General features: G+C 66.3%; 19 protein-coding genes. 8 read left to right on the forward strand and 11 right to left on the reverse strand.

Features of this window, described 5'->3' with window-relative positions; translation table 11 throughout:
• The first annotated feature begins 21 nt into the window (after positions 1-21).
• The 3 genes from CEK29_RS19505 to pyrF all read left to right on the forward strand — a co-directional run bounded on the left by CEK29_RS19505 (position 22) and on the right by pyrF (position 2,677).
• Positions 22-420, forward strand: coding sequence for a diacylglycerol kinase (locus CEK29_RS19505; protein WP_094801282.1), 399 nt, complete (start codon positions 22-24; stop codon positions 418-420).
• A 72-nt stretch (positions 421-492) separates the two neighbouring features.
• On the forward strand, positions 493-1,809 hold the full coding sequence (locus CEK29_RS19510) for an NAD(P)/FAD-dependent oxidoreductase (protein ID WP_094801280.1): 1,317 nt from the start codon (positions 493-495) through the stop codon (positions 1,807-1,809).
• Between the two features lie 49 nt (positions 1,810-1,858).
• A complete protein-coding gene (gene pyrF / locus CEK29_RS19515; protein WP_094801278.1) occupies positions 1,859-2,677 on the forward strand; it encodes an orotidine-5'-phosphate decarboxylase in 819 nt (272 codons plus the stop codon).
• Between the two features lie 13 nt (positions 2,678-2,690).
• On the opposite strand, the gene CEK29_RS19520 is transcribed toward pyrF, so the two are convergent.
• The 6 genes from CEK29_RS19520 to ribBA form a co-directional block, all read right to left on the reverse strand.
• On the reverse strand, positions 2,691-3,257 hold the full coding sequence (locus CEK29_RS19520) for a CinA family protein (protein ID WP_094859062.1): 567 nt from the start codon (positions 3,255-3,257) through the stop codon (positions 2,691-2,693).
• Complete coding sequence (locus CEK29_RS19525) at positions 3,254-3,757, reverse strand: phosphatidylglycerophosphatase A family protein (protein WP_094801274.1); 504 nt, start codon at positions 3,755-3,757, stop codon at positions 3,254-3,256. The genes CEK29_RS19520 and CEK29_RS19525 overlap by 4 nt, the downstream gene beginning before the upstream one ends.
• An 82-nt stretch (positions 3,758-3,839) precedes the next feature.
• On the reverse strand, positions 3,840-4,805 hold the full coding sequence (gene thiL / locus CEK29_RS19530) for a thiamine-phosphate kinase (protein ID WP_094859063.1): 966 nt from the start codon (positions 4,803-4,805) through the stop codon (positions 3,840-3,842).
• Between the two features lie 69 nt (positions 4,806-4,874).
• Positions 4,875-5,390, reverse strand: a complete 516-nt coding sequence (gene nusB / locus CEK29_RS19535; protein ID WP_094801270.1) for a transcription antitermination factor NusB — start codon at positions 5,388-5,390, stop codon at positions 4,875-4,877.
• Positions 5,353-5,886: a 6,7-dimethyl-8-ribityllumazine synthase gene (gene ribH, locus CEK29_RS19540; protein WP_094801268.1), complete on the reverse strand. Its 534-nt coding sequence runs from the start codon at positions 5,884-5,886 to the stop codon at positions 5,353-5,355. Before ribH ends, nusB begins: the two co-directional genes overlap by 38 nt.
• A 9-nt stretch (positions 5,887-5,895) precedes the next feature.
• Positions 5,896-7,077 (reverse strand): bifunctional 3,4-dihydroxy-2-butanone-4-phosphate synthase/GTP cyclohydrolase II, encoded by a 1,182-nt coding sequence (ribBA, locus tag CEK29_RS19545; RefSeq protein WP_094801266.1) that lies wholly within the window; start codon positions 7,075-7,077, stop codon positions 5,896-5,898.
• Positions 7,078-7,214: 137 nt separating this feature from the next.
• Here ribBA and CEK29_RS19550 point away from each other — a divergent pair, with 137 nt between their 5' ends.
• From CEK29_RS19550 to CEK29_RS19560, 3 genes are all read left to right on the forward strand, one after another.
• Positions 7,215-8,018, forward strand: coding sequence for an HAD-IIB family hydrolase (locus CEK29_RS19550; RefSeq protein ID WP_094801264.1), 804 nt, complete (start codon positions 7,215-7,217; stop codon positions 8,016-8,018).
• Positions 8,019-8,177: 159 nt separating this feature from the next.
• Positions 8,178-8,942 (forward strand): IclR family transcriptional regulator, encoded by a 765-nt coding sequence (locus CEK29_RS19555; protein ID WP_255176215.1) that lies wholly within the window; start codon positions 8,178-8,180, stop codon positions 8,940-8,942.
• A 135-nt stretch (positions 8,943-9,077) separates the two neighbouring features.
• Positions 9,078-10,010, forward strand: coding sequence for a 2-hydroxyacid dehydrogenase (locus CEK29_RS19560; RefSeq protein WP_094859065.1), 933 nt, complete (start codon positions 9,078-9,080; stop codon positions 10,008-10,010).
• Between the two features lie 210 nt (positions 10,011-10,220).
• On the opposite strand, the gene CEK29_RS19565 is transcribed toward CEK29_RS19560, so the two are convergent.
• From CEK29_RS19565 to CEK29_RS19585, 5 genes are all read right to left on the reverse strand, one after another.
• Positions 10,221-10,694: a DUF2269 family protein gene (locus tag CEK29_RS19565; protein ID WP_094801258.1), complete on the reverse strand. Its 474-nt coding sequence runs from the start codon at positions 10,692-10,694 to the stop codon at positions 10,221-10,223.
• Positions 10,691-11,947, reverse strand: a complete 1,257-nt coding sequence (locus CEK29_RS19570) for an SDR family oxidoreductase (protein ID WP_094859066.1) — start codon at positions 11,945-11,947, stop codon at positions 10,691-10,693. The genes CEK29_RS19565 and CEK29_RS19570 overlap by 4 nt, the downstream gene beginning before the upstream one ends.
• Positions 11,948-12,217: 270 nt before the next feature.
• Positions 12,218-12,742 (reverse strand): GbsR/MarR family transcriptional regulator, encoded by a 525-nt coding sequence (locus CEK29_RS19575; RefSeq protein WP_094859067.1) that lies wholly within the window; start codon positions 12,740-12,742, stop codon positions 12,218-12,220.
• A gap of 231 nt (positions 12,743-12,973) precedes the next feature.
• Complete coding sequence (locus CEK29_RS19580) at positions 12,974-13,765, reverse strand: response regulator transcription factor (protein ID WP_249279093.1); 792 nt, start codon at positions 13,763-13,765, stop codon at positions 12,974-12,976.
• 87 nt (positions 13,766-13,852) lie between these two features.
• Entirely contained in the window at positions 13,853-14,725 is an 873-nt protein-coding gene (locus CEK29_RS19585; protein WP_369597743.1) for an EAL domain-containing protein, read from the reverse strand.
• A gap of 261 nt (positions 14,726-14,986) precedes the next feature.
• On the opposite strand from CEK29_RS19585, the gene CEK29_RS23970 reads away from it, so the two are divergent.
• Both CEK29_RS23970 and CEK29_RS19595 read left to right on the forward strand, forming a co-directional pair.
• Positions 14,987-15,142: a hypothetical protein gene (locus tag CEK29_RS23970; RefSeq protein ID WP_176456938.1), complete on the forward strand. Its 156-nt coding sequence runs from the start codon at positions 14,987-14,989 to the stop codon at positions 15,140-15,142.
• 207 nt (positions 15,143-15,349) lie between these two features.
• Positions 15,350-17,325 (forward strand): AIDA repeat-containing protein (locus CEK29_RS19595; RefSeq protein WP_176456939.1); only part of this gene is annotated, 1,976 nt, incomplete at its 3' end.

The following is a 17,325-nucleotide window of genomic DNA, read 5'->3' on the forward strand; positions in this document are numbered from 1 at the left end:
TGGCCAAAATTTTTCCTGCCCATGACGCACTCGCCGCATCCCTCGCCCTACAAAAGCACCGGTGGCCTGCGCCGCATCCTGAATGCGTTGCGCTACTCGCTGCAGGGCCTGAAGGCGGCGATCAAGTACGAGGCGGCGTTCCGGCAGGAGCTGGCGCTGGCCATCCTGCTGATTCCGGCGGCGTTCTTCCTGGGACGCACGACCGACGAGGTGTTCTTCCTGATCGCCTCGGTGATCCTGGTGCTGGTGGTGGAGCTGCTGAACTCGGCAATCGAGGCACTGGCCGACGCCTTGTCGGTCGAAACTCATCCCCTGCTGGGCCGCGCCAAGGATCTTGGCAGCGCCGCGGTGATGCTGATGCTCCTGTTCACCATCGCGGTGTGGGTGGGCGTCGCCATCAGCCGCTTCGTCATGAACTGAGGTCGGAAGCCCGAGCGCAATCACACTTGCGTAGGCTCCCCATTGTCGCGTGGCCCACTTATACTGATTTACATGATGCCCAACGCGACTTCAAATACCGACCGTATCGTCATTGTCGGCGGTGGCGCCGGCGGCCTCGAGCTGGCCGCCCAGCTTGGCCGCAAACACGGCCGTGACCGCGTCACGCTGGTCGATGCCCGCCCCTTCCACATCTGGAAGCCCTCCCTGCACGAAGCGGCCGCCGGCACGCTCGACATCCACCAGGAAGGTCTGTCCTACCTGATGCTGGCCCACCTGGCGCACTTCAGCTTCGCGCAGGGGCGCCTGCTGGGCGTCAACCGCGAACAGCGCAGCATCACGATCGACGCCGTGTCCGACGCGCATGGCCAGGAGGTGCTGCCGCGCCGTGATCTGGCCTACGGCACGCTGGTGCTGGCGCTGGGCAGCACGTCCAATTTCTTCAACACCCCGGGTGCGGCCGAACACGCCGTGACGCTCGACACCACCGAAAACGCCGAGCAGTTCCGCCTCACCATGCTCAAGGCCATGGCGCTGGTCGATCAGGCCAAGGTGCGTGATCCCGCGGCCCGCCTCGATCTGGTGATCGTGGGTGGCGGCGCCACCGGTGTGGAGCTCGCCGTCGAGCTGACCGAAGCCAGCCACGTGGTGAGCGCCTACGGCCTGCCCAACTTCCGCGCCGAACGCGATCTCGCGATCACGCTGGTGGAAGGCGCGCCGCGTATCCTGTCGGCCTTGCCCGAAAAAATCTCCGCGGCGGCCACGGCACGGCTGCTCGAGCTCGGCATTAAGGTCGAGACCGGCTGCCGCGTATCCGAGATCACCGCCGACTCGGTCAAGACGGCCGACGGCCGGGCGTTCCCGGCGTCGCTGTGCATGTGGGCGGCCGGCATCCAGGGCCCGGCCCTGCTGGCCACGCTCGACATGCCGCTGAATCGCGCAGGGCAGGTCATTGTTACCGATCGCCTCGAAACGCCCGATCCCCACATCCTGGCGCTGGGCGATTGCTGCGCGGCGCCGTGGGGTGCCGAGCGCACCGTGCCGGCCCGCGCGCAGGCCGCGCATCAGCAGGCCGACTACCTCGCCAAGAAGCTCACGGCGCGCCTGCGCAACCAGCCGGAACCCGACGAACCCTATGTCTACCGCGATCACGGCTCGCTGGTCTCGCTGGGCCAGGACGCCGGCGTCGGCAGCCTGATGGGCAAGCTGGCCGGACGGGGTCTCTTTGTAAGCGGTACACTGGCGCGCCTGATGTACATGAGCCTGCACCTGATGCACCACCGCGCGGTGCTGGGTGTTTCGCGCACGGCCTCCCTGGCCCTGGCACGCCTGCTGATGCGGCGTACCCGTCCGCGCGTCAAGCTGCACTGAGCCCGGCCGGGGTCCGCCCCGGCCCATCTGCCCCGTTGCCCCGATACCCATGAATTTCAAACAACGCCTCGACCACGCCTGGACCTCCCGCAACTCCCTGCTGCAGGTGGGCCTGGATCCTGATCCGCAGCGCTTTCCGCGCGAACTCGATGGCAAGCCCGATGCCATCTTCCAGTTCTGTCGCGACATCGTCGATGCCACCGCGCCTTACGCCAGCAGCTTCAAGCCGCAGATCGCGTACTTCGCGGCGCATCGCGCCGAAGCGCAGCTCGAGGCCTTGTGCGATCACATCCGCAGCCAGCATCCCGACCTGCCCATCGTGCTCGACGCCAAGCGCGGCGACATCGGCTCCACCGCCGAAAATTACGCCCGCGAGGCGTTCGAACGCTATCAGGCGCACGCGGTCACGGTCAGCCCGTACATGGGGCTGGACTCGGTCGAGCCCTACCTGGCCTGGGGCGACCGCGGCGTGATCGTGCTGTGCCGCACCTCCAACCCCGGTGGCTCGGACCTGCAATTCCTCAAGATGGAAAGCGGCGAGCCGCTCTATCTGCACGTGGCCGGCCTGGTGGCCGATCGCTGGAACGCGCAGGGCCAGTGCGGCCTCGTGGTGGGCGCCACCTTCCCGAACGAGCTCGCGGCGGTGCGCCAGCGTATCGGCGACGACGTGCCGCTGCTGGTGCCCGGCATCGGCGCCCAGGGCGGTGATATCAACGCCACCGTGAATGCCGGGGCCAACCAGGCCCGCAGCGGCATGATGATCAACTCGTCGCGCGCAATCATCTACGCCAGCAATGGCGACGACTGGCGCGAAGCGGCCGCGCAGGCCGCTCAGGGCCTGCGCGACGCGATCAACGCGGTGCGCTGACCGGAATCGCGCTTCAGCGGCGGTCCGCCGGCGAACCCACCAGTTCGAGCAGGCCGCGCAGCGCGACTTCCACCGCCGCACGCCGCACCTGCGTGCGGTCGCCTTCGAACACATGCGTGACCGCGCGCGAAGAGATCCCGCCCGCGGCGCGCATCGCGAATCCAAAGCACACCATCCCCACGGGCTTGCCCGGCGTACCGCCGTCGGGACCGGCGATGCCGGTCGTCGCCACGGACACGTGGGCCGTGCCGCTCGCGAGCAGCACGCCGTTGGCCATCTCGAGCGCGATCGGTTCGCTCACGGCGCCAAAAAGGTCGAGGGTCTCGGCCGACACCTCGAGCTGTTCGATCTTGGCCTGGTTGCTGTAGGTGACGAAACCGCGGTCGAACCAGTTGCTCGAGCCCGGCACCGCCGTCACGGCGCCGGCCACGAGGCCACCGGTGCACGATTCGGCCGTCCCCATCATCCAATCGTTTTCCATCAAGGCCTGACCCAGCATTTCTGCCAGCCCGTTCAGGGTCGCCTCACTCACCGAAGCCGGTGCCAATCCGTCATGTGTTTTATTGTCGAGCACGGTCATGCAATCACTCCGGTACGTAACAGGATCGCCATCACCAGCAAGGTGTAGGCGGCGGCCAGCAGATCATCGAACATCACGCCGAACCCACCTTTCAGGCGCGCATCGAAATACTTGATCGGCGGGGGCTTGACGATGTCGAACAGCCGGAACAACCCGAAGGCCAGGGCCTGCGCGGTCCATGTCGCGGGGGTGAGCCACAACACCAGCCAGAACGCCACCATCTCGTCCCATACCATACCGACGTGATCGGACACGCCGAGTTCCCGGCCGACCCGCTCGCACGCCCAACAGCCATACGCGAAGGTGAGGACGAGCAGGACAGCCATCGCCGCGTCGGGCATGGCAGGGACCAGCACCCAGATCGCCCAAGCAAGCAGCGTGCCCCACGTACCGGAGGCCGGCCGCACCAGTCCGCTGCCCAGACCGAACGCGAGCAGCCGGTGTGGATCCGTGCGTACCCACAGCCAGGACGGATAGATGGCGCGCGCGCGTTCGCGCATGGACGGAGACTTCGGCTCGTTGGAGGCAGACATTGGCGGGGCAGGATGGCACGGCACACGCCGTGGCGCGATGGTAGCAGGCCTACCCGGCGCCGAAGTGGTCGAAGCCGCCGGGCAACGCTTCCATCAGGCGGCCGTCGGCCTCGCGCACCTCGATGCCCGCCTCTGGCACGATGGCGCCGATCCGGCTCACCGGCACGCCGGCGCGCCTGGCGGCGTCGGCCACGGCGTCGCGGGCCGACGCGGGGGCCGTGAAGCAGAGTTCGTAGACATCGCCACCGCCCAGGATGGCGCGTCGGCGCACCGGTTCGGGCAGCGCCGCGATCGCGGCGGCGACAGGCAATGCGGCGTAGTCGATGCGAGCGCCCACGGCACTCGCCTTCAGAATATGGCCCAGGTCCTGCACGAGACCATCGGAGAGGTCGATGGCGGCATGGGCGATGCCGCCGAGCGCCTGGCCGAGCGCGACGCGAGGTTCGGGCCATTCGAGTGCCCGCCGGGTGGCGGCCAGCAGCGCGGTGTCCGGGGGTATCTGGCCGTCGAGAAGCCGGTAGGCGACGTCCGCCGCGCCGAGCTCGCCCGAGACCCAGATATCGTCGCCGGGACGTGCCGCGTCGCGCCGCAGCGCACGCGTGGGCGCGACCGCGCCGAACACCGTCACGCTGATGACCAGATCCTGCGGGCTGCGGGTCGTGTCGCCCCCGATCAGCGCGCAGCCATGGCGCGCCGCCAGCGCATGAAAGCCGTCGGCGAACGCGGCGAGCCACGCGGCATCGGCCGAGGGCAAGGCCAGGCCGAGCAGGCAGCCGATGGGCTGCGCGCCCATGGCGCCCAGATCCGACAGATTGACCGCCAGCGATTTGTGTCCGAGCGCCCGGGGATCGACGTCGGGATAGAAGTGGCGGCCCGATACGAGCAGATCCTTGCTCGTGGCCACCTGCATGCCTGCCGGCACCGGAAACAGCGCGCAGTCGTCACCGACGCCCAACATGCCATCGGGCGCGGGGCGGGTGAAATACTGGGCGATCAGGTCGAATTCGGATGGCACGGGGACTCCGGAGGTGAGTCGGCCATGGCCGAAGGCAGCGCGGGCCGGCGCGAGCCGGCCCTCACTGAATCAGCGGCGCTGCTTGGCGGCGGCCTCGACCTCGGCCGGGCGCACGTCGGCGGCCAGCTTGTCGAGCACGCCGTTGACGAACTTGAAGCCGTCGGTGCCGCCGAACGATTTGGCCAGTTCGACCGCTTCGTTGATGGCGACCTTGTACGGCACTTCAACGTGATGCACCAGCTCGAAGCTGCCGATCAGCAGAATGCCGTGCTCGACCGGCGACAGCTCGGCCAGCGGGCGGTCGACGTAGGGCGTGAAACGCTCACGCAGGGTGGGCGCCTCGCGCAGCACGCCGTGCAGCAAGGTCTTGAACCACTGCGCATCGGCCTCGGAAAAATCCTCGGCGTCGCGCAGGTGCGCATCGATCTCGCCCGCGTCCTGGGTACCTTCGCCACCACGCAGCAGCCAGGCGTACACACCTTGCAGCGCAAACTCGCGCGCACGGCGGCGCGCGCTGCGCGCGTTGGCGCGTGCCTGGACGGCGCTATCAGCGCTGGTCGTCGTCGTCGTCTTCTTCGTCGTCAAAATCTTCGTCCTCGTCTTCGTCTTCGTCTTCCTCTTCGGGCTCCAGCGCGGCGCACAGGTTGGCCATTTCGACCGCGACCTGGGCGCAATCGCGGCCCTTGCCTTCGGCACGCGCCTGGGCCTGCTCGTCGGTGTCGACGGTCAGAACGCCATTGGCGACCGGGATGCCGGTCTCGAGGGAAATTCGGGAAATCGCCGTGGCCATCTCATTGCTGACCACTTCGAAATGATAGGTTTCGCCGCGGATGACCGCGCCCAGCGCGATCAGGGCGTCGAACTCGAACGACTCGGCCATGCGGGCCAGCGCCACGCCCAGCTCGAGTGCGCCCGGCACGGTGGCGACCATGACGTCGCGCTCGTCGACGCCCAGTTTGGCCAGTTCTTCGAGGCAGGCGGCCAGCTCGGCCTGACCAACCTCTTCATTGAAGCGCGCCCGCACGATGCCGATGTGCAGGCCTTCGCCGTTCAGGTCGGGAGTGAGGATATAGGGGTTCATGAGTCGGCCTTATTCGTTGTTGCGGGAAGCTTGCGCAGGGGCGCAATCGTAACCTGTAATCGTGAGGGCGAAGCCGGCCATGCTCGGCATCTTGCGCGGCCGCGCCAACAGGCGCATCTGACCCACGCCCAGATCGCGCAGGATCTGCGCGCCGATGCCATAGGTACGAAGACCGAAACGCTCGCCGTCGGGCTGGGCCGGGCGCTGCGCCGGGTCGGTCCAGTGGGCGATCTGACCGAACAGATGCTCGACCGAGGATTGGCAATTCATCAGCACCAGCACGCCAGCGGGCGACGCCGCGATGGTTTGCAGCGCCGTGCCGACCGTCCAGCTGTGGGAACTGGCGCCCGTGTCGAGCACGTCGAGCAACGACGCGGGCTCGTGCACGCGCACCAGAGTCTCGCGTTCGGCTTCGACATTACCATGCACCAGCGCCAGATGGGGTGCGCCCGTGGCGTCGTCGCGGTAGGCGATCGCCTCGAACTCGCCCCAAGGCGTTTGCATGAGACGCGTGCCGACGCGCTGCACGATCGACTCGTGCTCGCTGCGGTACTGGATCAGGTCGGCAATGGTGCCGATCTTGAGGTTGTGCTCGCGGGCGAACTCGACCAGGTCGGGCAGGCGCGCCATCGTGCCGTCGGGCTTGAGGATCTCGCAGATCACCGCGGCGGGCGTCAGGCCGGCCATCTCGGTCAGGTCGCAGCCCGCCTCGGTGTGGCCGGCACGCACCAGCACGCCGCCGGGCACGGCACGCACCGGGAAAATATGACCCGGCTGGACCAGATCGGCGGGCTTGGCGTCGCGCGCCACCGCCACCTGGATGGTGCGGGCGCGGTCGGCGGCCGAAATGCCGGTCTCGACGCCTTCGGCGGCTTCGATCGACTGAGTGAAATTGGTGCCGTATCGCGTGCCGTTGCGGCTGGCCATCAGCGGCAGGTCGAGCTGGCGACAGCGGTCTTCGGTGAGCGTGAGGCAGACCAGGCCACGGCCATGCGTGACCATGAAATTGATCGCCTCGGGCGTCACGAACTCGGCGGCCATGACCAGATCGCCCTCGTTTTCGCGGTCTTCTTCGTCGACCAGGATCACGATGCGGCCGGCGCGCAGCTCGGCGATGATCTCGGGCACCGGCACGATACCGAACGAATCCGGCGCGGCGACCGGGGCAACGGATGAAATCTGGGCAGACATGGACGGCAGGACCTGGTCTAGGCGGGAAAACACGGATTTTACCGCCTCGCGGCACCTCGCGCGCGGGCGCGCTCGCCACGGTTACACTGCGCCCAGGAAACTTCCCAGAACGAAAACGCATAACCAAGGATCTCCCCATGCAAGCCCTGGCGGCCATGCCTGCCTCCGTCGCAGCCTCGGTACGTACCGTCCTGACGGACATCGATGACACCCTGACCACCGACGGCCGGCTTCCCGCCGCCGCCTATGCCGCCATGGAGCGCCTCGAGCTCGCCGGCATCCGTGTGATTCCGATCACCGGCCGCCCCGCCGGCTGGTGCGACCACTTCGTGCGCATGTGGCCGGTGCGCGCCGTCGTCGGCGAAAACGGCGCGTTCTATTTCGCCTACGACCGCAGCGCCCACCGCATGAAGACGCATTACTGGGCCGACGAGGCCACCCGCGCCGCGGACCGGCTGCGCCTGGACGAAATCCGCGACCGCGTGCTCCAGGAAGTGCCGGGCACCGCGCTCGCGAGCGACCAGGCCTATCGCGTGGCCGACCTTGCCATCGACTTCTGCGAAGATGTGCCCGCCCTGCCCGAAAAAGCCGTCAACAAGATCGTGCAGATCTTCCGCGACGCGGGCGCCGAAGCCAAGGTGAGCTCGATTCATGTGAACGGCTGGTTCGGCGACTACGACAAGCTGTCCATGACGCGCACGCTGTTCGAACGCGAGCTCGGCCAGACGGTCGAGCAGGCGCTCGACTCCACCCTCTTCATCGGCGACTCGCCCAACGACGAGCCCATGTTCCATTTCTTCCCGCTGTCCGTCGGCGTGGCCAACATTCAGTCGCAGCTGCATCGCATCAAGCATCGCCCCGCCTATGTGGCGAGCGAGCGCGGCGGTGAAGGCTTCGTCGAAATGGCCGAACGCCTGCTGGCCGCGCGCCGCAACCGCTGAATCCGCGCCTTCGCCATGCCCGCATCCAAAACGCCCGCAAAAGCTGTGAAAAAGGCGGCCGCCGGTGGGGCCACCACTTCGGCAGCCAGCGACGCGGCCGCCGCCAGGCCCGCCGCTGCGCACGCCGCTGCGCACGCCGCCAACGACGGCCGGCGCAGCATCCAGTCGGTCGAAGTAGGTTTCCCGCTGCTGGCCGCGCTCGTCGACGCCGGGCGGCCCCTGTCGCTGCGCGATCTGGCTGCCGCCGCCGGCATGACCTCCGCCAAGGCCCACCCGTATCTGGTGAGCTTCGTGCGCGTGGGCCTGGTGCAGCAGGACGCCATCACCAGCCACTACGAGCTCGGCCCCTTTGCCCTGCAAATGGGCCTGGTCAGTCTGCAGCGCCTCGACCCGGTGCGCGTAGCCATGCCCGAGGTCGCGCAATTGCAAACGCGGATCGGCCACACGCTCGGCATCGCCGTGCTCGGTTCGCACGGTCCGACGATGATCCACATCACCGAAGCGAGTTACCCGGTGCACGTGAACATGCGCAAGGGCACGGTCATGTCGATGCTGCACACCGCAACCGGCCTGGTGTTCGCGGCCTGGCTGCCGCCCAAGGTGGCCGACCACTACATCGCACGCGAAGAAGGCGATACCGCGGTGATCGCGAGCCACAGCCCCAAGATCACCACGGATCCCACGACGCTGCAGGCCGTGCTGGCCGACATCCGGGTGCATGGCATGGCGCGCGCCGTCGGCAATCCCCTGCCCGGCGTGGACGCGCTGTCGGTCCCCGTGTTCGATAACACCGGCAACCTCGTGCTGGCCCTGACGAGCATCGGCCCGTCCGGGCTGTTCGACGTTTCCTGGAATGGCGAGATCGCCCGCCCGCTGCTTGCCTGCGCGCAGGAGATCTCTCACAAGCTCGGCTGGCGTCCGTGAGCCGCACGGCACGAGACCCGATGCCTGCCGCATCCCGTCTCGGGCCCTGCCGTGCCCGCCCTGCCCGCGCCGCGCGCCCCACACCCTCTCCCGCCGCGCCTCGTCGCGGCGCATTTCGCCTCAGGTAGCACCGCGATGAAAACTCCCCTGCTCGTCCTTTGCCCCGTGAACGCCGACAATCTCGACGTGCTTGCGGAGCGCTATGACCTCGTCTACGCACCCACCGCCGCCGAACGTGGCGATGCGATCGCCGCCCACGGCGCGCGCATCCAGGCCGTGCTGACGATCGGCACGATCGGACTCACGGCGACCGAAATGGCCGCGATGCCTGCGTTGCAGCTGGTGTCGTGCCACGGCGCCGGCTACGAGAATGTCGACGTCGACGCCGCCAAGGCGCGCGGCATCGTGGTCACGAACGGCCGGGGCGCCAACGACGAATGCGTCGCGGACCACGCGATGGGGCTGCTGATCGCCTGCATGCGCGACTTTCGCAAGCTCGACCAGCTGTGCCGCGCGGGCGTATGGCGCACCAAGATTGCGCTGCCGCCCAACGTCTCGGGCAAGCGGCTCGGCATCCTGGGCATGGGCACGATCGGCGAAAAAATCGCAACGCGTGCGCGCGCCTTCCGGATGGACATCGGCTATCACAACCGCAATGCCAAGCCCGGATCGCCGTATCGTTACTTCGAGAATGTCCTGGCACTCGCGGAATGGTGCGACGTGCTGGTCTGCGCCGCGCCCGGCGGTGCGTCCACGCATCACCTGGTCGATGCCGCCGTCCTGAAGGCCTTGGGCCCCGAAGGCTTCCTGGTGAACGTGGGCCGGGGCAGCATCGTCGACACGCAGGCGCTCGCTGAAGCGCTGCGCGCCGGCACCCTGGGCGGCGCCGGCATCGACGTCTACGAGAGTGAACCCGATGCGCCCGCCGAACTCATCGACCTCGATCGCCTGATCCTGACGCCGCACCTGGCGGGCTGGTCTCCCGAAGCGATCGCGGCGCAGTTCAGCATCTTCCTGGACAACATCGACGGCCACTTCTCGGGCCGGGGCGCGGTCACCCCGGTCTGAGCCGGTCAGGCCCGCGGGCCTGCCGCGGACGGTGCATGCGCCGAGGTCGCGGATGCTGCATGCGCCGATGTCGCGGATGCTGCGTGCGCCGACGTCGCGGATGCTGCGTGCGCCGACGTCGCGGATGCTGCGTGCGCCGATGTCGCGGGTGCTGCGTGCGCCGATGCCACGGGTGCGAGGTTGCGATCGAGCATTCGCACTTCCACCCGCTCAGAATGCCGGCTTGAGCACCATCAGGAAGTACACCACCACCATCGCGACGAACGCGGGGTAGCCCAGGCCCTCCCACCACTTCGCGTAGCGCCAGTAGGTAGCCGGCAGCTCGCTCTTGCCCTCGGCGTGCGCCACGCGCGCCATTTTGGCCATTTCGGCCTGCAGCCACACCACCGGCAGCCAACACGCGCCGGCCAGGATGTACAGTCCGATCGAGGTCGCCAGCCACGGCGTGGTCCACGACCAGCCCACCGCATGCGCCAGCCACAGGCCCGACAGCGGCTGAAAAATCACCGCCGGCGTGGTGAACCACAGGTCCGCGCGCACCACCAGCCTCGACACCGCCGCGATGGCCGGCACGGACCGCGTGCGGTTCACGAAAAACAGATAAAACGCCGTGCCGAAGCCCGTGCCCACCATGAGCACCGACGAGATGATGTGCAACGTCTTGACGGTGAGATACATGTTCATGATTCAACCTCCTCGCTGAGCAGCGTGACCAGCAGCGCAATGACGGCTGCGTTCTTGATGAGCGGCGCGAACGGATGCCAGAGAAACGCCGGCAAGGCGATCGCGACGATCAGGGAATAGACGGTGACCAGCCCGAGCTGAAACGCCCAGAGCCGCCGGCCGGGCCGCCATAGCGTGAGCACGCCCAGCAGCAGATCGAGGGCGCTTGCCCCGTACAGCGCAACGAGCGCCACGGCGCCATGCAGCCCCAGGGGTGCCAGCAGCGCCAGACTGTCTTGCTGCGGATACCAGACCGCGCTGCAGAACGCCGTCCAGATCCAGATGAAGGCGAGCGCCGCGCGCAGCACGCCTGGCCGCCACGCCGCGAGTGCCGCCGCGCGTAGGCGCAGCGCATCCGCGGGCCCGATGAAATCCGCGATGCCGGCAGGCTGTCGTCCCAGCACACGGGCGGTGGGCTCGGCATCGGCCGTGTTGCCGGCCTGCAGCATGGCCCAGGTATCCCGCGTCAATAGCGAGCGCGGCACACGATCCAGCAGCGCCGCCGCTCCACCGATCAGCCACGCCGGCACCGCGATGCGCCATGCCGGCGCGAAGCCCATGGCGCTGCGATACGTGCCCAGCATGTCGCGATACGACACTTCGGTGCCGCCCACCAGATCGAGGATGGCGGGCACCTTCGCACTGTTCTCGACAAGGCGGCATACGACCTCCGCCAGCTCGGCCACGTGCACGGGCCGCAACCGCTGCTCGCCCGACCCGGGCAGAAAATGAACCGGCAGCGATGCGAGCCGCCGGAAAAACCGCGCGGACGCGCCCTGCTCGCCATACACGAGCGCCGGCCGCACGACGTGGTGCGCGATCGGCAGCGCGAGCAGATGTTCGTCGGCGGCACGCTTGCTGCGAAAGTAAGCGGTGCTGCCCTGATCGGCGCCAAGCGCCGACACTTGCACGATGCGGCGTACACCCGCCGCCACGCTCGCGTCGAACAACGCGATCGGCCCGCGCCGATGAATGGCCTCGAACGACTGCGCGCCTCGTTCCAGCAGGATCCCGGCGGCGTTCACGACAACGTCAACGCCCTCGAGCAACGGCTGCCAATGCGCGGGCTCGACGTCGCGCGCGAAGTCCACCTCGACCTCGTCCGGCAGGGTCGCGTGGCGCACGCCGCGCACGACACGATGCCCGTTCCGCGCAAGCGCCGCGCAGATCGCCGTCCCGATAAACCCGCTCGCCCCGCACACCAGAATATTCACGATCCCGCTCCGCTCCGGTCCATCGCTCGTCTGTCGTTTCAGTTATTTCTGTATAGACAGAAATTGCTGGCCCAAAAACAGGCGAATCGAGTTCGCCTGGTCCTTCTGATTGCTCACCCGGATCGAGTTCGCCTGGTCCTTCTCATTGCTCGCTCGAATCGAGTTCGCCCGGTCGTTCTCATTGCTCGCTCGAATCGAGTTCGCCTGGTCGTTCTCATTGCTCGCTGCGTGTCCTGCGTCTGCCTTTTGCCTACGCGCCGGACGCCACGCTCACTTGCCGCGACGCATGGTCTTGCTGATCTTGGCGCCCATGCCCAGCGTTTTCATCAGGGTTTCGGGCTTCATGCGCAGCATCTCGTCCGACCAGGTCGTCAGGATTTCCATGAACTCGAGCGTCTTGCGAATGCGCTCCTCGGTCTCGGGTTCGTCTTTGATCTCGGGGCTTACGAGACTATCGCGCAGCACGGTGAGCGTCGGGTCCACCTCGCGCTGGCGCCGCCCTTCCACGATCAGCTTGAACAGTTCCCAGACGTCGGTGGAGGTCTCAAAATGATCGCGACGATCTTCCATCACGTGCACCACCTTGACCAGCTTCCAGGACTGCAGCTCTTTGATGCTGGTGCTGACGTTCGAACGCGCCACACCCAGCGTCTCGGCGATCTCTTCAGCATGCAGGGGCTTGCCCACCAGATACAGCAAGGCATGGATCTGGGCCACGGTGCGATTCACGCCCCAGCGAGAACCCATCTCTCCCCAGTGCAGAATGAATCGTTCGGCGATCGGTGTCAGTATCATGGAGACACTGTATTTGATTTCTGAAATTTCTGTCAAGACAGAAATTGAACCGTTCGCCTGGCCACATTCGGCGCGTGGGGAGAGCCCGACCGGGCAGTGACATCCGGACAGTGACGCCCGGGGAGTGACGCTCGGGCAGTGACGCCGGGGGAGTGACGCCCGGACAGTGACGTCCGGGTAGTGACATTCGACTAGTGCCGTCCGGGTCGGACGCCCGGCTGGGACTGCCCGTCAGACCATCCCGGCTTCGGAGGCGTAGCGGATCAGGTCGGCGTTGGTGTTCAGATTGAGTTTGCGCATGGCCGAGCGCTTTTGCGTGGCCACGGTGGTGATGGCCCGGCTGAGCTGGTGCGAGATATCGGTCAGCGAATAGCCCTGGGCGAACAGCCGCACCACCTCGCTCTCTTTCTGCGACAACACGGGCTCTCGGCCGCGCCGCACCGAAACGCCTCCCGATTCGGGCTCCAGGCGATTCGCCACCTTTGGGCTGAGGACGGGGACCTGCGCGCCGATCATGACCTTTGCGCAAACTTGGGCAAGGACATTGGGGGGTTCATCTTTGCTGACGATGCCATGCACCCCCTCACGCAGCATGGATCTGAGCATGCCACCATTGTTGATCATGGTGAGCACCACGACCGGAATGTCGGGATAGTTGCGCTGGAGCAGGCCGAGCAATCGGGCGCCATCGAGGCCCACTCGTTCGGTTTCGTCGGACTGCATCGCGAAGTCTGTCACGATCAGGTCGCACGGCGCGGCCGAGATGGCCAGGCGCTCCAGCAGCGCATCACCGGAATTCACGATGGCCACGATGCAGAAGTCGCCTGACGACGATAAAGACTTCGCCACGGCAACCGGCACCAGCGGATGGTCGTCGGCGATGATCACGCGACACGCGGAAGACCACCCCGGTAGCAAGCTTCTTTTTGCGCGCCGCTGCCTCTTTAAACCGAGGCGGTCCCATTCGTTGTCGAAGATTCTGATCCAGCGCCGCTCGTTATAGGACCTTCTATTGACGATCAAGGCTTTCTCCGCGCTCAGGGGCTTATCGGGGTGTGGACTGAAGACATTTGCGAATGGCGCGGATCATCATCGAGCGGCGATGCGACCCTACGGCAAGTCGTCGGGCATCGTGGGTTTCCCGAGCAAGTAACCTTGCGCCCGCACCTCGGGGAGGCCCTGCAACAACACCCACTGGCGCAGGGTCTCGACCCGCTCTACCACCAGTGAGATGCCGATGCCCCTGCACATCTGGGCGACCGCCCTGATCACCTCCCAGGCACGTGGATCGGTCTGAGCCCCCTCGCCCCACGGCGTATCGAGCGAGAGCTTGAGGCCATCGATGCCGTATCTCAGCAACACGGCAAGATTCATGTATCCCCCGCCGAAGTCGTCGAGCACGACTTTCACGCCTATCTCGCGCAGTGCCGCGATCGCGCTGGCGGCGTACAGGCTGTCGCCCAGGGGCTCCCGTTCGGTGATCTCGATCACCAGGCGGCGCGCGTCGACGGCATGGGCCTGCAAGCTGCCGCAGACGTCTTGTACGAAGTCGGGATCTTGAAGCTGCTGCGGAGAGATGTTCACGCTGACGGGCACCGACTCGTAGCGGGTGCCCGACCAGAGCGCCAGCTGTCTGCACGCCATGCGCAGAACCTGCCGCCCGAATTCGACGATCAGCCCACTTTGCTCGGCCAGGGCGATGAAGGTGTCGGGCGTGGCGACATCGGCACCGTCACGGCGCCATCTGGCCAGCGCTTCGAGCCCCACCATGGCGCCGGAGGCGACGTCATGAATCGGCTGATAGACCAGGATCAGCTCGCCCAGCCTCATAGCCTGGGCGAAATCGCGGGCCGAATGTCGAGACGCTGAAATAAAGGGCCGGTTGACAACGTGGGCGAACGTGTCCGGCTGACCGCGAAGAATGGCGATGCTCCAAAGCTTTAGTGAATATGCGCAGCCTATTGAGACATCAGCCCACGGAATATAGAAATTCTTCGGTTTTCAGTGCGCAAACCCACCTGCCTCTTGCAACACGATTCTCCCGCGTCGTCGCTTCTACGAAGTCCGACGATCCGCGATGAGCAAACACTCGAAGGTTAGCGATTCTCCGGTCGGGCTCTCCTACATAAAGTTCCAGCCACGACCCGGTATTCGCAACTCGTCGACAACGCTCACATTTCATTCGTACTGCATGACGCCATTCATCGATCCGCTCGCCTTCCAACTCAGCTCGGCTCTGAGGTCATGCGCCTTTACGTCATCGCGCGGGCACGCGCGTACCTGCGCGAGGCGCACAGGAAGCCAGCGCTCATCGACACCGAATCAGGCGACTGTCTGTACGAGGCCGCCTGCCGTGGCGGCACGGAGGTCACCCACGAGAGCTTCGATCATCACGACTAGCCGTTGTGTCCGCCCGCCCAAGATCCGCGTCGCCCATTCGAAGGCGCCCGAGCAATCACACGCGGGCCGGTAATCCCAAACGTCGCCTGATCGACCACCAGACGTCGCAATGGCTCATCTCTGTCCATGTAGCGGCCTGACCCATTCTCTCTTTACGTCAGCCATCCCACCTGCCAGTGCGGCCTGACCTCACATATCGCTGAAACCATGAACAAGATCTTCAACATCGTTTGGTCCGAAGCCCGTCAGTGCTGGCTGGTGGTGTCCGAACTGGTCCGCAGTGGCGGACGGAGATTGTCTGTCAGTCGAGCCATCCAGGTGGCTTCGGCGGTCGTGGTGGCGAAAGCATTGAGGAGCCGCCCCCGTCCGACTCGTCTGCGGCCGCTCATGCTGAACATGGTGATCGCGTTTGCATCGGTATCCGTCATGCAGAACGCCGCGGCGCAGGTGAGATGGGCGGATGAGCAGCCGATCGGTGCAGGCTTCTGGGTGGGTGGCACCACCGGGTTTCTGACCTCGTTTCCCGGGAACAACGCGATCGTGCATCTCACGAGTGGCGAGCTCCTGGATACGGTCGTTCAATTCGGCAACCACCTGAGTCTGGAGGGTGGGAATACCAGAAACACCCAATTGCGCGGCACCGAAATTGTCAACTCGGGATCCGTCGCCCGCGGGACGCAGATGTTGCTGACGGACAATGGGTCCTCGCGCGCCGTCCAGATCGTGAGAGCGGGCGGGCTCGCAATCTCGACACTGGTGACCAATTTTGGCCGACAAGACATCCACAGCGGCGGCTCGGCATCTGGCGCCGTCGTCCAGACCGGCACGCAAATCATCCTGCGGGGAGGTACGGCAACCGCCACCAGAGTGAATGCAAGCGGCACGCAAAACGTCAGTGGGATCGCGTCGAGCACGACCATCACCAGCGGAGGTCGCCAGGACATCGCCAGCGGCGGCTCCGCCCACTTCACCGTCATCAGCTCGGGCGGCACTCAAACCGTCAATTCAGGCGGCGCCGCCACCGACACCACAATTCGTGGCGGCTCGCAGACCGTCAGTTCCGGCGCCAGCGCCACCTCCACATACGTCTACAGCAGCGGCACCCAGAACATCAGCTCGGGCGGCACCGCCGTTTCCACATTCATCAGTGGCGGCGGCACACAGAACCTCAGCGGCAACGCCTCCCGCACGCTGATCGACAACGGTGGCCAGCAGAACGTGGGTTCGAGCGGCTCAGCCACGAGCACCGTCGTGAACTCTGGCGGTACGCAAAACATCAACTCGGGCGGTAACGCCAACTCCACGGTCGTCAGCAGCGGCGGTACGCAAAACGTCAACAGCGGCGGTTCAGCCAGCCAAGTGCAGGTCAGTGGTACGCAGAACGTGAGCGGCAACGCCTCGGACACGAAAGTCGCCAGCGGGGGGCAGCAGAACGTGGGCGATGGCGGCTCGGCCACGAGCACCGTTGTGAGCTCCGGCGGTACACAGAACGTCAACAACCGCGGTAACGCCACTTCCACGGTCGTCGGCAGCGGCGGTACGCAAAACGTCAACAGCGGCGGTTCGGCCAGCAACGTGCAGGTCAGTGGTACGCAGAACGTGAGCGGCAACGCCTCGGACACGAAAGTCGCCAGCGGGGGGCAGCAAAACGTGGGCGATGGCGGCTCGGCCACGAGCACCGTCGTGAGCTCCGGCGGTACACAGAACGTCAACAACCGCGGTAACGCCACTTCCACGGTCGTCAGCAGCGGTGGTACGCAAAACGTCAACAGCGGCGGTTCGGCCAGCAACGTGCAGGTCAGTGGTACGCAGAACGTGAGCGGCGACGCCTTGGACACGAAAGTCGCCAGCGGGGGGCAGCAAAACGTGGGCGATGGCGGCTCGGCCACGAGCACCGTTGTGAGCTCCGGCGGTACACAGAACGTCAACAACCGCGGTAACGCCACTTCCACGGTCGTCAGCAGCGGCGGTACGCAAAACGTCAACAGCGGCGGTTCGGCCAGCCAGGTGCAGGTCAGTGGCACCCAGAACGTGAGCGGCAATGCCTCCGATACGCAGGTTGCCAGTGGCGCCCAGCAAAACGTGGGCGGTGGCGGCTCGGCCACCAGCACCGTCGTCAGCTCCGGCGCTACGCAGAACATCAACACCGGCGGTAACGCCGATTCCACGGTCGTCAGCAGCGG

Source organism: Bordetella genomosp. 5 (assembly GCF_002261475.1).
GTDB lineage: Bacteria > Pseudomonadota > Gammaproteobacteria > Burkholderiales > Burkholderiaceae_B > Bordetella.

Coding starts and splice junctions, on each gene's coding strand:
- CEK29_RS19525 (WP_094801274.1), bottom strand. CDS start 3,757: ATGCGCGAACGCGCGCGCGCCATCTATCCGTCCTGGCTGTGGGTACGC.
- CEK29_RS23970 (WP_176456938.1), top strand. CDS start 14,987: ATGCGCCTTTACGTCATCGCGCGGGCACGCGCGTACCTGCGCGAGGCG.
- CEK29_RS19565 (WP_094801258.1), bottom strand. CDS start 10,694: ATGAACATGTATCTCACCGTCAAGACGTTGCACATCATCTCGTCGGTG.
- CEK29_RS19520 (WP_094859062.1), bottom strand. CDS start 3,257: ATGACCGTGCTCGACAATAAAACACATGACGGATTGGCACCGGCTTCG.
- CEK29_RS19510 (WP_094801280.1), top strand. CDS start 493: ATGATGCCCAACGCGACTTCAAATACCGACCGTATCGTCATTGTCGGC.
- ribH (WP_094801268.1), bottom strand. CDS start 5,886: ATGAACCCCTATATCCTCACTCCCGACCTGAACGGCGAAGGCCTGCAC.
- CEK29_RS19575 (WP_094859067.1), bottom strand. CDS start 12,742: ATGATACTGACACCGATCGCCGAACGATTCATTCTGCACTGGGGAGAG.
- CEK29_RS19560 (WP_094859065.1), top strand. CDS start 9,078: ATGAAAACTCCCCTGCTCGTCCTTTGCCCCGTGAACGCCGACAATCTC.
- ribBA (WP_094801266.1), bottom strand. CDS start 7,077: ATGTCTGCCCAGATTTCATCCGTTGCCCCGGTCGCCGCGCCGGATTCG.
- CEK29_RS19505 (WP_094801282.1), top strand. CDS start 22: ATGACGCACTCGCCGCATCCCTCGCCCTACAAAAGCACCGGTGGCCTG.
- pyrF (WP_094801278.1), top strand. CDS start 1,859: ATGAATTTCAAACAACGCCTCGACCACGCCTGGACCTCCCGCAACTCC.
- CEK29_RS19550 (WP_094801264.1), top strand. CDS start 7,215: ATGCAAGCCCTGGCGGCCATGCCTGCCTCCGTCGCAGCCTCGGTACGT.